Origin of the sequence: Dactylosporangium sp. McL0621 (assembly GCF_049995355.1) — a bacterium.
GTDB lineage: Bacteria > Actinomycetota > Actinomycetes > Mycobacteriales > Micromonosporaceae > Dactylosporangium.
On the sequence record NZ_CP188259.1, the window covers coordinates 3,994,721 to 4,007,359 of the forward strand.

The 12,639-nt window shown below is 72.6% G+C and carries 10 protein-coding genes; 5 read left to right on the top strand and 5 right to left on the bottom strand.

The window, feature by feature from the left end:
- Positions 1-12 precede the first annotated feature (12 nt).
- Entirely contained in the window at positions 13-891 is an 879-nt protein-coding gene (locus ACPPVO_RS18985; RefSeq protein ID WP_426512522.1) for a hypothetical protein, read from the top strand.
- Between the two features lie 34 nt (positions 892-925).
- Here the strand turns inward: ACPPVO_RS18985 and ACPPVO_RS18990 are convergent, their stop codons facing one another.
- From ACPPVO_RS18990 to ACPPVO_RS19000, 3 genes are all read right to left on the bottom strand, one after another.
- Positions 926-1,882 (bottom strand): hypothetical protein, encoded by a 957-nt coding sequence (locus ACPPVO_RS18990; RefSeq protein ID WP_426512523.1) that lies wholly within the window; start codon positions 1,880-1,882, stop codon positions 926-928.
- A 35-nt stretch (positions 1,883-1,917) separates the two neighbouring features.
- Positions 1,918-3,258, bottom strand: coding sequence for an alpha,alpha-trehalose-phosphate synthase (UDP-forming) (locus ACPPVO_RS18995; RefSeq protein ID WP_426512524.1), 1,341 nt, complete (start codon positions 3,256-3,258; stop codon positions 1,918-1,920).
- Positions 3,259-3,759: 501 nt separating this feature from the next.
- Positions 3,760-5,787 carry a glycoside hydrolase family 6 protein gene (locus tag ACPPVO_RS19000; protein ID WP_426512525.1) on the bottom strand — a complete coding sequence of 676 codons (2,028 nt, stop codon included), beginning with the start codon at positions 5,785-5,787 and terminating at the stop codon, positions 3,760-3,762.
- Between the two features lie 542 nt (positions 5,788-6,329).
- Here ACPPVO_RS19000 and ACPPVO_RS19005 point away from each other — a divergent pair.
- Positions 6,330-8,729 carry a GH32 C-terminal domain-containing protein gene (locus tag ACPPVO_RS19005; RefSeq protein WP_426512526.1) on the top strand — a complete coding sequence of 800 codons (2,400 nt, stop codon included), beginning with the start codon at positions 6,330-6,332 and terminating at the stop codon, positions 8,727-8,729.
- On the opposite strand, the gene ACPPVO_RS19010 is transcribed toward ACPPVO_RS19005, so the two are convergent.
- On the bottom strand, positions 8,713-9,687 hold the full coding sequence (locus tag ACPPVO_RS19010) for a Glu/Leu/Phe/Val dehydrogenase dimerization domain-containing protein (protein WP_426512527.1): 975 nt from the start codon (positions 9,685-9,687) through the stop codon (positions 8,713-8,715). The two genes, ACPPVO_RS19005 and ACPPVO_RS19010, sit on opposite strands and share 17 nt — an antisense overlap.
- 78 nt (positions 9,688-9,765) lie before the next feature.
- On the opposite strand from ACPPVO_RS19010, the gene ACPPVO_RS19015 reads away from it, so the two are divergent.
- Both ACPPVO_RS19015 and ACPPVO_RS19020 read left to right on the top strand, forming a co-directional pair.
- Entirely contained in the window at positions 9,766-10,224 is a 459-nt protein-coding gene (locus tag ACPPVO_RS19015; RefSeq protein ID WP_426512528.1) for an Lrp/AsnC family transcriptional regulator, read from the top strand.
- A gap of 19 nt (positions 10,225-10,243) precedes the next feature.
- Positions 10,244-10,996, top strand: coding sequence for an aminotransferase class IV (locus ACPPVO_RS19020; protein ID WP_426512529.1), 753 nt, complete (start codon positions 10,244-10,246; stop codon positions 10,994-10,996).
- 161 nt (positions 10,997-11,157) lie between these two features.
- Here the strand turns inward: ACPPVO_RS19020 and ACPPVO_RS19025 are convergent, their stop codons facing one another.
- Positions 11,158-11,739 carry a helix-turn-helix domain-containing protein gene (locus tag ACPPVO_RS19025; protein ID WP_360391112.1) on the bottom strand — a complete coding sequence of 194 codons (582 nt, stop codon included), beginning with the start codon at positions 11,737-11,739 and terminating at the stop codon, positions 11,158-11,160.
- A 47-nt stretch (positions 11,740-11,786) separates the two neighbouring features.
- Here ACPPVO_RS19025 and ACPPVO_RS19030 point away from each other — a divergent pair, with 47 nt between their 5' ends.
- A complete protein-coding gene (locus ACPPVO_RS19030) occupies positions 11,787-12,638 on the top strand; it encodes a class I SAM-dependent methyltransferase (RefSeq protein WP_426512530.1) in 852 nt (283 codons plus the stop codon).
- Position 12,639 lies beyond the last annotated feature (1 nt).

The window sequence follows — 12,639 nt, forward strand, 5'->3', positions numbered from 1 at the left end:
AGCGCGAACATCATGGACGAACAGGACTTCCGGGCCTCGCTGCGCGATGCCCTCGACCACAGCAACGTGCCGCCGAGCATGTCGCCGGGTGGCGCTCTGCAGGCCGGCCGCCGCGCGGCGCGCCTGCGGATGCTCGCCACCGGGGCCGCCGGGGCGGGTCTGCTCGCGGCCTTCACGGCCCTCGGGCTGGTGGTGGCGACCACCGGCTCGGGCGCCCAGCAGGCGGCCGGCCCCGGCACGCCGAGCGTGGCCGCGCCCCCCGGCAGCGGCACGCCCACCGTGGCACCCGGGGTGCCGGGCGGCGCGACCGGCAGCGAGACCAAGCCGGTGTGGCCGACTGGCCCCGACGGCTCGCCGCAGAGCGACCGCACGGCCCGCGCCGGCAAGAAGGCCGACGCCGCGGTGGCGCTGGCGAAGCACGTGTCGGAGCTGCTGCCCGCCGGGTACACGGCGGTCGCGAGCGCCGAGACCAACCTCGTCCAGGCCCAGTTCGAGGACAAGGTCGGCGGGAAGGACGCGTGGAGCTACCTCGTCGCCACCGAGATCCGCAAGGGTGACGCGGCCGGGCAGCTGATCGTGGAGGTGTACGAGCCGGGCCTGCGCACCGGCGCGACCCCGTGCGACCTCAAGTTCTGGTCCGCGGCGGCCAGCTGCAGGATCGTGTCGAGCGGGGGCAGGAGCGTCGCGGTGGCGACCGGCGGCGAGCAGGACGACCGGATCGCCAACTGGTCGGCGTACCAGTACCCGGACGGCACGGTCGTGTTCGTCGCGCAGTCCAAGTCCGGCAACTTCCTGCCCGGCAACTCCGCCCCGTCGCTTACCGCGCTGCCGTTCGACGACGAGAAGCTGGCCGCGCTCGCCCTCGACCCGGCGCTGCACATCGTCGCCTGACCCGAGGCCGGGCCGGGGTCCTCCCCGGCCCGGCTCACAGGGCCTGGTCGATGTGCGCGGCGAGCTCGGCGGTGCCCTGGCGCAGCGCGCTGCCGGACGGGGTGTCGAAGAGCAGGCGGTGGCAGCCGTCGAGCTCGGCGTACACCTCGCCGCCCCGCCCGTCGGGCGCCCGGAACAGGGCGAACCGGCTCGCGTGGGCGGTGCACGGCCCCGGCGCATCGCCGGCCGCGAGCAGTTCGGCGCGCAACGCCGTCCAGCGCTGGTCGGGCAGGGGGCCACCGCGCTCGAAGTCGCCGCCCGGCTTGCCGCTGCCCTGCTCGGACGGCGGCACACGGTACAGGCACAGGCGCATCGGGCCCGGCGGCGCGCCGGCCGGGCGGTCGGCGGGCGCGTCGCCCGGCATCGCGGTGACCGCGCCGACCATGTCGGCCCAGCGCTGCTCGCACCCGCTGCTCGCCGCGGCCGAGGACTTCGTCTCCCCGAGCACCGTCGTATGCACTGTCGTCAACGCCAGATGCTCTAGCGCATCCCGGACCTCGATCCGCGGCTTGGCGCACGCGTCCCCGGCGACGCCCGGCCGCAGCCACCGCCCGGCCGCGTCGAACACGGCGAACCACACGACGCCGACAATGTCGGCGGTGCACGCCCCGGCGGTGCGGGGCAGGTCCGGCAGGCGCAGCGCCCGGGTGAGCGCCTCGACATCGCTTCCGTGCTTCTCCAGCCGCACCATGTCCTCGCCCCCGTCGGCGCGCGGCTGCGGGCCGGTCGCGCACACCACGACCGCGGTGGGCGCGAAGTCGGCGGGCAGGCGCGGGAAGCCGAGCGGCGCCGCGAAGTCGGCCCAGCCCGGGCCGGCCGCCTGGTCGCACGACGTCCACGCGGGGTGGATCTCGGGCGCGCCGGTCGGCGGCGCCGCCACCGAGGCGCCCGGCGGACGGGCGCACCCGGCGAGCATCGCGAGGGCAACGACGAGGACCGCGGCGCTACGCATGCCCCTAGGACGGGGCCGGGCGCGCAGCGGTTCCCTCAGCCGAGCACGTCGAGGAAGTCCCGGGCCCAGCGATCCACGTCGTGCGCGCGCACGCGCTCGCGCATCCGGCGCATCCGGGCGGTCAGCTCCTCCGGGCCGGTCGCGATCGCCGCGACGATGCCGCGCTTGAGGTCGTCGACGTCGTACGGGTTGACGAGGAAGGCGTCGTCGAGCTCACTCGCGGCGCCGGTGAACTCGCTGAGCACGAGCGCGCCGCCCTCGTCCCGCCGCGCGGCCACGTACTCCTTGGCCACCAGGTTCATCCCGTCGCGCAGCGGGGTGACGAGCATGATGTCGGCGGCGAGATACAGGGCGACGAGCTCGGCCCGGGTCCGCGACTGGAACAGGTAGTGCAGCGGCACCCGGCCGACGTCGCCGAACTCGCCGTTGATCCGGCCCACCTCGCGCTCGACCCGCTCGCGCAGCTGCTGGTACTGCGCGACCCGCATCCGGCTCGGGGTGGCGACCTGCACCAGGACGGCCTCGTCGTTGCTGATGGTGCCGTCGGCGAGCAACTCGCCGTAGGCCTCGATGCGCTGGTCGATGCCCTTGGTGTAGTCGAGGCGGTCGACGCCGAGCAGCAGCAGCCGGCGGTCGCCGCCGAGGTCCTTGCGCAGCTGGGCGGCGTCCCGCTGGACCTCGGGATCGGCGGCGAGCCCCTCGATCTCGGCCACGTCGATCGAGATCGGGAACGCCCGGGCGGTGACCGTGCGCCCCTCGTACGCCACCCGCTCACCCTGGGGGTGCAGGCCGAGCAGCTGCGTGGTGAGGCGCATGAAGTTCTGCGCGGCCAGCGGCTGCTGGAAGCCGACCAGGTCGGCGCCGAGCAGCCCGCGCACGAACTCGGTGCGCCGCGGCAGCTGCATGAACAGCTCGACCGGCGGGAACGGGATGTGCAGGAAGAACCCGATGCGCAGGTCGGGCCGGGCCCGGCGCAGCATCCCGGGCACGAGCAGCAGCTGGTAGTCGTGCACCCAGACCGTCGCCCCCTCGGCGGCGACGGACGCGGTCGCCTCGGCGAAGCGCCGGTTGACCGCCTCGTACGCCACCCGCCACGCCCGCCGGTGCACCGGCGGCTCGACGGCGTCGTGGAACAGCGGCCAGATCGTCGAGTTGGACTGCCCCTCGTAGTAGTGGTCGACGTCCTCGCCGGTGAGCTCGACCGGCTGGATGTGCACGCCCTCGTGCTCGAACGGCTCGGGCCGCTCGTCGGGGTTGCCGGTCCAGCCCACCCAGGCCCCGCCGGAGCTGCGGGCGATGGGCTGGAGGGCGCTGACCAGCCCGCCGGGGCCCGCGTCCACCGGCAGCCGGTTGGCCACCACCACGAATTGGTTCACGGCTCCCTCTGTACCGCATGGGCGCGTTCTGAAACGTGGAAGGTAGGTCAGCGGCTGAGCGCGGCCAGCGAAAGCAGCAGGTGGACGGTCTCGGGATACCAGATGTCCGAGTGCGCGCCCAGGGCGAGGTGGACAGCGCCCGGTCGTGGGGTGAGACGGTCAGCGCGACCGGCCCGGCGATCGGGGCCGACTTGTCCACGAGCGTGCGGAAGCGGTGCTGGAACACGTCCGGGCGGGCGGCCATCTGCAGCCCCAGGAAGCTGTCGCTGCACCCCGACCGCGTCGCTGCTGCGGCGCTCGATCAGGCCCATGCTGGTGGGTGCCCCCATGATGACGCCAGGTCGCCACCGCCGCCATCCACGATCGGGAGGGTGACCTGATCACTCGTTCGGCGGCGCCGGGTGCCGGTCCGGTGATGCCGTTCGGGGCCGGAGACGGGCGGAGGGCCCCCGGCGACCGGGGGCCCTCCTTGGTGCGGTGGTACAGGTTGGTGCGGGCCGCTCAGAGCGCCGGGTAGGCGTTCTGCATCAGCTGCTGGAACTGCGCGGAGAACCAGGCACCGGAGACCGGGGCGTTGGGCAGCGCGCCGCTCAGGCTGTTGCCGTTGCGGCCGTTACCGGTGTAGGTCGGGTCGCACATGCGGTCGAAGCCCTTGCCACCCGGGTTGTTCGGGCCGGTCGGAACCAGCGAGCTGGAGCCGTCGGACTCGCCCGGAGGCTTGACCCACACGTACGCGTCGATGCCGGCGGCCGGAGTGGCCCGCGGGCGCTCGCCGAGGCCGGCGCCGCTCTGGTTGCACCAGTTGCCGGCGTGGATGCGCCGGTCGATGCGGGACGCGTCGACGTAGGTGTTGATGTCCGTCGACGTGCTCGCCGCGGTGGGCCGGGCCGAGCCGCCCCAGCCGTTGCGGCTGGTGTCGATCAGCATGCCGATGCTGGAGTTGAAGCCCTGGCCGACCAGCGCGGTACGGAACGCCTGGGCGAACGTGAGCTCATCGGTGTACTGGTTCCAGTCCACCCACTTCGACTGCCGGATGTTCTGGCCGCCGACCGTGGTCGTGGGCTGCACCCACGGCTCGGAGAGGGCCGAGTAGTTCGCCGTGTTGGTGATGAAGCCGTCAACGGTGGCAACGCCACCGGTGGCGCCCTTCGCGGTGCTGGCGAACAGCTGGGCGGACGGGGCGAAGTTGCTGTCCCAGCCGATCCAGCCGTGGTGCGCGGCGTCGATGTAGTTGTAGACGTTGGTGCCGGCGGCGTGCAGCTTGCCCAGCGCGTACTGGATGCCGGTCACGTAGTTGCCGTTGGCCTTCATCGTCGCGCAGGCCGCGGTCGCGCCCGCCTGGCCGTCCGCGTTGGTCACGAGGTTCGGCAGCGAGTCGATCTCGATCGTGTTGACGATGCGAATCCCGGCGTACTTGGGGTTCGCCTCGATGGCGGCGATCGGGTCGATGTACTCCGTCTTGTAGCGGTCGATCTCGGTCGGGCCGAGCTCGCCGTTGGAGGCCAGCGCCGCGCAGTCACGGCCGGGCAGGTCGTAGATCACGAACTGCGCCAGCGTCGCGCCCTGAGCCAGGGCGTTGTCGAGGTGCTTGCTCAGGCTGGTGGTGTACCCGGAACCGGACGGCGCGGTGATGGCGGCGATCGAGTCGAGCCAGACACCGGTCGGCTGGTTGGACACGCGGCTGCCGCCGGGCTCGGCGGCGGCCTTGGCCGACCAGTCGGGGTTCACGTACCACTTGGCGCCCACGAACGCGTTGTCGAGGTGGGTGCCGGTGTTGCCGCCGCCGGTGGTGACGCTGACGGCCGCGCCCGCCGTGGTGGCGGTGTTGCCGTTGGCGGCGGTCGCCTTGGCGGTCAGGGTGTAGTTGCCGGCCGCGACGTTGGTCCAGCTGAACGTGTACGGCGAGCTGGTGTCGGTGCCCAGCAGGGTCGAGCCGTTGTAGAAGTCGACCTTGCTGATGGTGCTGCCGGTGACGCTGGCGCTGGCGGCCAGGCCGATCGTGGCCGGCGCGGTGAACGTCGAGCCGCTGGTCGGGCTGGTGAGCGTCACGCTCGGGGTGCCGTTTGTCGGGTTCGACGGCGAGGTCGAGGCCGACGGCGACTGCGAGGACGAGCCACCGGTGGTGCTGCCCGTGCAGGCGGTGCCGTTGAGGGTGAAGTTGGTGCCGGCCGGGTTGCTGCCGCTCCAGGCGCCGGTGAAGCCGAACGAGATCACGCCGTTGGTGGCGACGTTGCCGTTGTAGCTCACGTTCGTGGCGTTGACGTGCACGCCCGACTGGGTCTTGTTGGCGTTCCAGATCTGGGTGATCGTCTGCGAGCTGTTGCCGAAGTCCCAGCCGACGTTCCAGCTGGAGACCGAGTCACCGAGGTTGGTGACGTCGACCTGGGCCTGGAACCCGCCCGGCCACGAGCTGACGATCGCGTACTTGGCCGAACACCCGGCGGCCGCGGACGCCTGATTGGCGACCACGACGGCGCCGGCGGTCGCCACGAGGGCGGCTGCCGATATGAGGGCGATCTTGCGCCTCATCGACTCTCCTAACATTGACGGGTCAGAATCGAGGTGGGGTAACCGTCCGTACCGTCCCGGGACCGCGTCAAGGCGATCGACCGCCGAGGCGCCGTCTACCTCGTAAGTGCCTGGTAACGGGCCTGAAACTTACGCTGCAAACCCATTCCGGAGATCTCCGGCCGGTGGCGGCCGTGGAGCCCTCGGAAGATCAGCTTTCGCCAGAACGCCCGTCTCCCCATGTGAGGGCTCCACGTGGCTGCGAATGCTGTCACGGATTGTCGACCGTCGAAACGTCGATCACGGCCCGCGGGAGCCGGTCCCGGGACATCGGAGATCCATCGATGCCTGACAACCGGAATCGCAGTCGAAGCGCTTCCGGACCGTCCGGACCGGGCCGTGAAAGTTACGCAGCGCAGTCCCGGGACCGTCCTCCGATGCGACATATTGACGAACGTCACGGTAAGGCGAACACTGACAACGTTGACGTACCCGCGCACGGCTTATGGCCGGGGTATCGCGGGTGCGGTTTTGACAACGTTGTCAGGAAGGGGACCCGGGAAATGAGACGCCTGCTGTCCGCGCTGCTGCTCGCCGCCGCCGCGCTCGTCGCGCTGCCGCCGGGGACCGCCTCCGCCGGCACCGTTGCCGACTATCCCGAGTTTCCCTATCCGGCCACCGCCTACGACGAGCCGTACCGCGGCCAGTTCCACTTCAGCCCGCGCGCGGGCTGGATGAACGACCCGAACGGCATGGTCTACTACCGCGGGACCTACCACCTGTTCTTCCAGCACAACCCGCACGGCCTGGCCTGGGACACCATGCACTGGGGCCACGCCACGAGCACCGACATGGTCCACTGGACCCAGCGCCCGATCGCCCTGGAGCCCGGCGTGCACCCCGGCGACCTGTGGTCCGGCAACGGCGTGGTCGACACCGCAAACGTCACCGGGCTCAAGTCCGGCGACGACGACCCGATCCTGGTGTTCTCCGGCACCAACGGCGTCACCGTGCACTACTCCACCGACGGCGCCCGGACCTTCCAGACCTTCGACCGCGGCCGCAAGGTCGCCGTGCCGAGCGGGACGAGCCGCGACCCGCACGTGTTCTGGCACGCCGCCTCGAACCGCTGGGTGATGGTCGTGTGGAACGACGGCGGGGGCAACGGCGCCACGTTCTACACGTCGCCCAACCTGCTCGACTGGACGTACGCGAGCCGCTTCGCCGCCGGCTGGTTCTTCGAGTGCCCGGACATGTTCCCGCTCGCGGTCGACGGCACCGGCACCGTGAAGTGGGTGCTGGCGGACGCCTCGGGGGAGTACGTCATCGGCGCCTTCGACGGCACCACGTTCCGCCCCGACTGGTCCGCCCCGCAACGCATGGACCTCGGCACGAACACCGCCGACGGCACCTTCTACGCCGGGCAGACCTTCACCGGCGTCCCCGACGGCCGGGTCGTGCAGATGAGCTGGCAGCCCGGCAACCACGGCAGCACCTGGACCGGCGACCAGACGTTCCCGGCGGAGCTGGCGCTCAAGACCTTTCCCGAAGGTGTACGCCTCACCCGCACCCCGATCCGCGAGATTTCGACACTGAGGTCAGGTGGCCAGGCCTATTCCAACCGGTCGGTGAGCCCGGGCGGCCCGCTCGCCGTCGCGACCGCCGACACCTACGAGGTCACCGCCGAGTTCGACGTCGCCGGCGCGACCGCGAGCTCGTTCGGCCTGCGGCTGCACACCCGCGCCGACGGCACCTACGACCGGGCCGTGGGCTACGACCGGGCGGCGGCGACGCTGTACGGCCGCCCGCTGGCCCCCGTCAACGGTCGCGTCAGGATGCGCGTGCTCGTCGACCGCGGGCAGCTGGAGGTGTTCGGCAACGACGGCCGGCTCTCGGTGAGCGACAACGTCAACTTCAACTCGGCCGGCACGAGCCAGGGCATCCAGGCGTACGCCGAGGGCGGCGCCGTGAACCTCGTGTCACTGCAGTTCTACCGCCTGGGCAGGGCCTGGGGCACCGGGGAGTCCACACTGGACGGCAACCTCGCCGGCCCCTGGAGCGCCGTCGGCGGAGCGTGGACCGACACCGCCGGCGGCAAGCAGGCCACCGCGACCGGCGACGCGTTCTACCTCAGCAACACCACCGCCGGCGACTTCACCTACGAGGGCGACGTGAAGGTCGTCAGCGGTACCGCGGCCGCGCTGACGTTCCGCGCCAGCGCCGACGGCACCCAGCACTACACGGCCAACGTGGATACCGGCGGCGTGGTGAAGCTGTGGCGACCGGGCAAGGAGATCGCCGTCGCCGCGACCCCGATCGTCGCGGGCCGCTACTACCACCTCAAGGTCGTGGCGGCCGGGTCGCGGATCCGCGTCTACCTGGACCACGGCGCCAACCCGGTCATCGACGCCACCGACACCGCGTACACCTCGGGGCGCCTGGGCCTGAACGTCTTCCACGGCACCGCGATCCTGGCCAACCCGACCCTGAACGGGACCGGCCTGCGCACCAACCTGGCCGGCCCGTGGCACCCGGCCGGCGGGTCGTGGACCGTCCCGGGCGCGGGCCTGCGGGGCAACTCGGGCACGGACGCGTTCGCCCTGAGCGCCACCACGGCGGCCGACCTCACGTACGAGGGCGACGTGCGGGTCGTCAACGGGGTGGCGGCCGCGCTGACGTTCCGCGCGAGCGCCGACGGCACCCAGCACTACACGGCCAACGTGGACACCGGCGGCCTTGTGAAGCTGTGGCGCCCGGGGCAGGACATCGCCGTGTTCGCGACCCCGATCCTGGAGGGCCGCACGTACCACCTCAAGGTGGTCGCGCGCGGCCCGGGCATCGCCGTGTACCTCAACGGCACCAAGGTGATCGACGCCTCCGACGGCACGTACGCGTCGGGGTATCTGGGCGTGAACGCCTTCAACGGCACCGCGACGTTCCAGAACCTCAACCTGAGCCCGTGAACCGCGAACGGGCGAGGTTCTCGGCCGCCCGTAGCGGGGTCGTGCCCTCGGCCGCCGCACGGTTCAAAATCGACCGCAGCGTTTCGCCGATCTTCTCGACCCGTGCGGTCGCCGCGTCCGGGGTCGCGCCGTGCAGCTCCACCTCGGTCGCGTACACCACGCCGCCCGCGCTGACGACGTGGTCGGGGGCCCAGACGATCCCGCGGGCGTGCAGCAGGTCGGCGGTCGAGGGCGCGTCGAGCTGGTTGTTGGCCGGCCCCGCGACCGCCCGGCAGCGCAGCCGGGCCACCGCCGCCGGGGTCAGCAGCCCGCCGAGTGCGGCCGGGACGAGCACGTCCACCTCGGCGTCGAGGATCTCGCCGGGCGCCACCCACCCGGCGGCCGGGAACAGGTGCCGCTTGCGCTCGTCGACGTCGGTGACGAGCACGCGGTGCCCGGCCGCGAGCAGGCGACCGGCCACGTCGGCGCCGACGTGGCCGAGGCCGATCACCGCGAACCGGTCCCCGCCGAGCACCCGCAGGGCGGCCATGACGCCGGTGGCGGTCGCGGGGGAGGAGTCGCCGCTCGCGTCCGGGCGGCAGAACACGTGCCGGGTCCGGGCGCCGATGACGGCCATGTCGTCGGGGCCGGTGCCGACGTCGGGGCCGGTGGCGTAGGCGCCGCCGAGCTCCTCGATCACGTCGCCGACGTCGTGCAGCACCGCGGTTCTGTTGAAGCCGGCGCCGCGGGGGAGTGCGACGACCGTCTTGCCGCCGCCGTGGTCCAGGCCCGCGACCGCGCACTTCGCCGTCATCGCGGCCGAGAGCCGCAGGGCGTCGGCGAGGCCGTGCTCCCAGGTGTCGTACTCCTTGAGCCGGCAGCCCCCGAGCGCCGGGCCGAGCGCGGTCGAGTGGACCGCCACGATGATCGGCCGGCCGCTGCGCGGGCCCCGGCGAATCACAATGCGTTCGTGTTCCATGGGCCGACGTTAGGACTTGCGCCGGTACCGGCGGCGAATATCCGAACATCGTTCGGCAAGCCGCGTAAAATCCCGGTCGTGGACGAACTTGATGCGGCGATCGTCGAGGAGTTGCAGCGCGATGCGCGCCAGACCAACCGGGACCTCGCCGCCGCGGTGGGGATCGCCCCGTCGACGTGCCTGGAGCGGGTGCGGGGCCTGCGCGAGCGCGGCGTCATCACCAGCTTCCACGCCGAGATCAGCCTGCCGGCGCTCAACCGGCACGTGCAGGCCCTGCTGCACGTGCAGATCCGGCCGCTGAGCCGCCAGGTCATCGAGGCGTTCAAGGCCTACCTGGGCACGCTGCCGGAGGTGCTGTCGTACTTCGTGCTCACCGGCGGCGACGACTTCCTCGTGCACGTGGCGGTGCCGAGCGTCGACGCCCTCCACGCGTTCCTCATGGACAAGTTCAGCAAGCGGCGCGAGATCGTGGGCTTCCGCAGCTCGGTCATCTACCAGCACGAGCGGACGAGCGTCGTCGCCGCGCTGGACCTCTGACGGACTATGGTTGGCGAGCGTGGAACCGATCAGGGTGGAGGTCGACGGGCGCGAGCCGACCGTCGCGGATCTGTACCAGCCGCTGCTGTCCAACTACGGCCACTTCACCGCGATGCAGGTGCGTGGCGGCCGGGTCCGCGGGCTGGACCTGCACCTGGCGCGCCTGGCCGGGGCGACGCGCGAGCTGTTCGGCACGGACCTGGACACCGGCCGGGTGCGGGAGCTGCTCGCCCACGCCGTGCGCGGGGTGCCCGACGCTTCCGTGCGCATCAACGTGTACCGCCGCGAAGAACTCACGACAATGGTCTTCGTGCGGCCGCCGAACCGGCCGCCCGCGGAGCCGCTGCGGCTGCGCTCGGCGCCCTATGTGCGGCCCGCGGCGCACCTCAAGCACGTCGGCGGCTTCGGGCAGGGCTACTGGGGCCGCCGCGCCGAGGCCGAGGGCTTCGACGACGCCCTGCTGGTCGACCCGACCGGCGCGGTGTGCGAGGCGGCGATCGCGAACATCGGATTTTTCGACGGTACCGTCGTGACGTGGCCGGACGCGCCGCACCTGCCCGGGATCGCGATGCAGCTGCTCAAGCCGCGCCTGCCGTCGAAGGACGCCCGGGTCGGGCTCGCGGACGTCGGCGCGTTCCGGGGCGCCTTCGTCGCCAACTCCATCGGCGTGGCCTCGGTCGCCGCGGTCGACGACGTGACCTTCGGCGTCGACACCGTGCTGATGCGCCTGGTCGCCGACGCCGAGGCGAGCATCCCCTGGGACGCGATCTAGGGGCTGTGTCGAAGTGGGGGTCGGAGCGAGGCGAGGCTCAGGCGTCGGCTGGGGCCGCGCCGGGCGCGCCCCGATACCGGGGTTGTATCGGGGTGTGACCGCTACGGTTCCCGCCGACGTCTGAGTCCGCCGCAGCCCGGCCATCCACTTCGACACAGCCCCTAGGGCAGCTTGCGCAGGTGGGTGCGGCGGCCGTCGTGGTCGAAGATGCCCAGGATCTCGGCCGGGCCCTCGTGCGAGCCGAACGCGTGCGGGACCATCGTGGAGAACTCGGCGGCCTCGCCGGTCTCGACGAGGATCAGGCGCTCGCCGAGGCGCAGCGCGATGGTGCCCGACAGCACCGTGAACCACTCGAAGCCGGGGTGGGCCTTGAGCTGGTCGGGGCCGGGCAGCGGCCGGTCGATGCGCATCTTGGCCACGGTCGTGCCGCCCGGGCCGGCCTCGTGCCGCAGCGTCCACGTGGTGACGCCTCGCTGCGGCTCGTGGCGGGGGCGGATCACCACGTCGGCGTCGGCGGACTCGACGAGCTGGTCGAGGCTCGTGCCGAGCGCCCGGGCGATCGCGGTGAGCTGGTCGAGGCTGATGCGGCGGTGGCCGGTCTCGATGCGGCTGAGCGTCGACGGGCTGATGAAGCACGCCGCGGCCAGGTCGTCGAGGGACATGCCGAGCGCCGCGCGCAGCCCGCGGATGCGCTTGCGGACCAGCGCGTCGAGGTCCCCGCCGTCGCCTTCGTCTTGCTTCATACGCAAGATGCTATGCGATACGCGCAAGGTCCGGCTACATTCGGTCCATGTCCACGCACGGTCACCATCACGATCACCACGCCCACGCCGGCCACGGTTCCCACGACGGCCTCGCCGAGCTGCTCGAGCTCGACGCGGCGGTGCTGCACGACTACCACGCCGGGATCGTGGCGTGGGTGGCGTCGCAAGGCCCGACCCGCACGATCGCCGACCTCGGCGCCGGGACCGGGGCGGGCACCCTGCAGCTGCTCGCCCGGTTCGGCGCGGCCACCGTCACCGCCGTCGACAGCGACGACGCCATGCTGCAGCGGCTCGCCGCCAACGCCGCCGCGCGGGGCCTCGGCGAGCGGGTCCGCACGCTGCGGGCCGACCTCGACGCCGGCTGGCCCGCCGACCTCGACGGGCTCGACCTCATCTGGGCGGCCAACTCGATGCACCACATGGCCGACCCGGCGCGCGTGCTGCGCGACATCCGCGCCGCGCTGGCCCCCGAGGGCCGGCTCGCCCTGGCCGAGCTCGACGCCTTCCCGCGGTTCCTGCCCGAGGGCGCGGCCGGCGGCGTGGAGGAGCGCTGCCACACGGCGATGGCCCGGCGGCGCGAGCAGGACATGCCGTACATGGGCGCCGACTGGGCCGCGGTCCTGGCCGGGGCGGGCCTGAAGGTCGAGGCCGAGCGGCGTTTCGGCGTGACGATGGAGGCGCCGCTGCCGGAGGCCGCGGGCCGCTACGCGCACGCGTCCCTGCTGCGCACCCGCGAGGGCCTGGCCGACCTGCTCACCGCGGACGACCTCGCGGCCCTGGACGAGCTGCTCGCCGACGGCCCGCAGTCCGTGCTGCGCCGCGACGACCTCACGATCCGCGCGGCCCGCACGGTGTGGATCGCCCGCGCCGCATCCTAAG

What these genes read in the sequence shown, in the direction of transcription:
- ACPPVO_RS18985 (WP_426512522.1), top strand. Translation starts at nt 13, where the DNA reads ATGGACGAACAGGACTTCCGGGCCTCGCTGCGCGATGCCCTCGACCAC.
- ACPPVO_RS18990 (WP_426512523.1), bottom strand. Translation starts at nt 1,882, where the DNA reads ATGCGTAGCGCCGCGGTCCTCGTCGTTGCCCTCGCGATGCTCGCCGGG.
- ACPPVO_RS19000 (WP_426512525.1), bottom strand. Translation starts at nt 5,787, where the DNA reads ATGAGGCGCAAGATCGCCCTCATATCGGCAGCCGCCCTCGTGGCGACC.
- ACPPVO_RS19005 (WP_426512526.1), top strand. Translation starts at nt 6,330, where the DNA reads ATGAGACGCCTGCTGTCCGCGCTGCTGCTCGCCGCCGCCGCGCTCGTC.
- ACPPVO_RS19010 (WP_426512527.1), bottom strand. Translation starts at nt 9,687, where the DNA reads ATGGAACACGAACGCATTGTGATTCGCCGGGGCCCGCGCAGCGGCCGG.
- ACPPVO_RS19025 (WP_360391112.1), bottom strand. Translation starts at nt 11,739, where the DNA reads ATGAAGCAAGACGAAGGCGACGGCGGGGACCTCGACGCGCTGGTCCGC.
- ACPPVO_RS19030 (WP_426512530.1), top strand. Translation starts at nt 11,787, where the DNA reads ATGTCCACGCACGGTCACCATCACGATCACCACGCCCACGCCGGCCAC.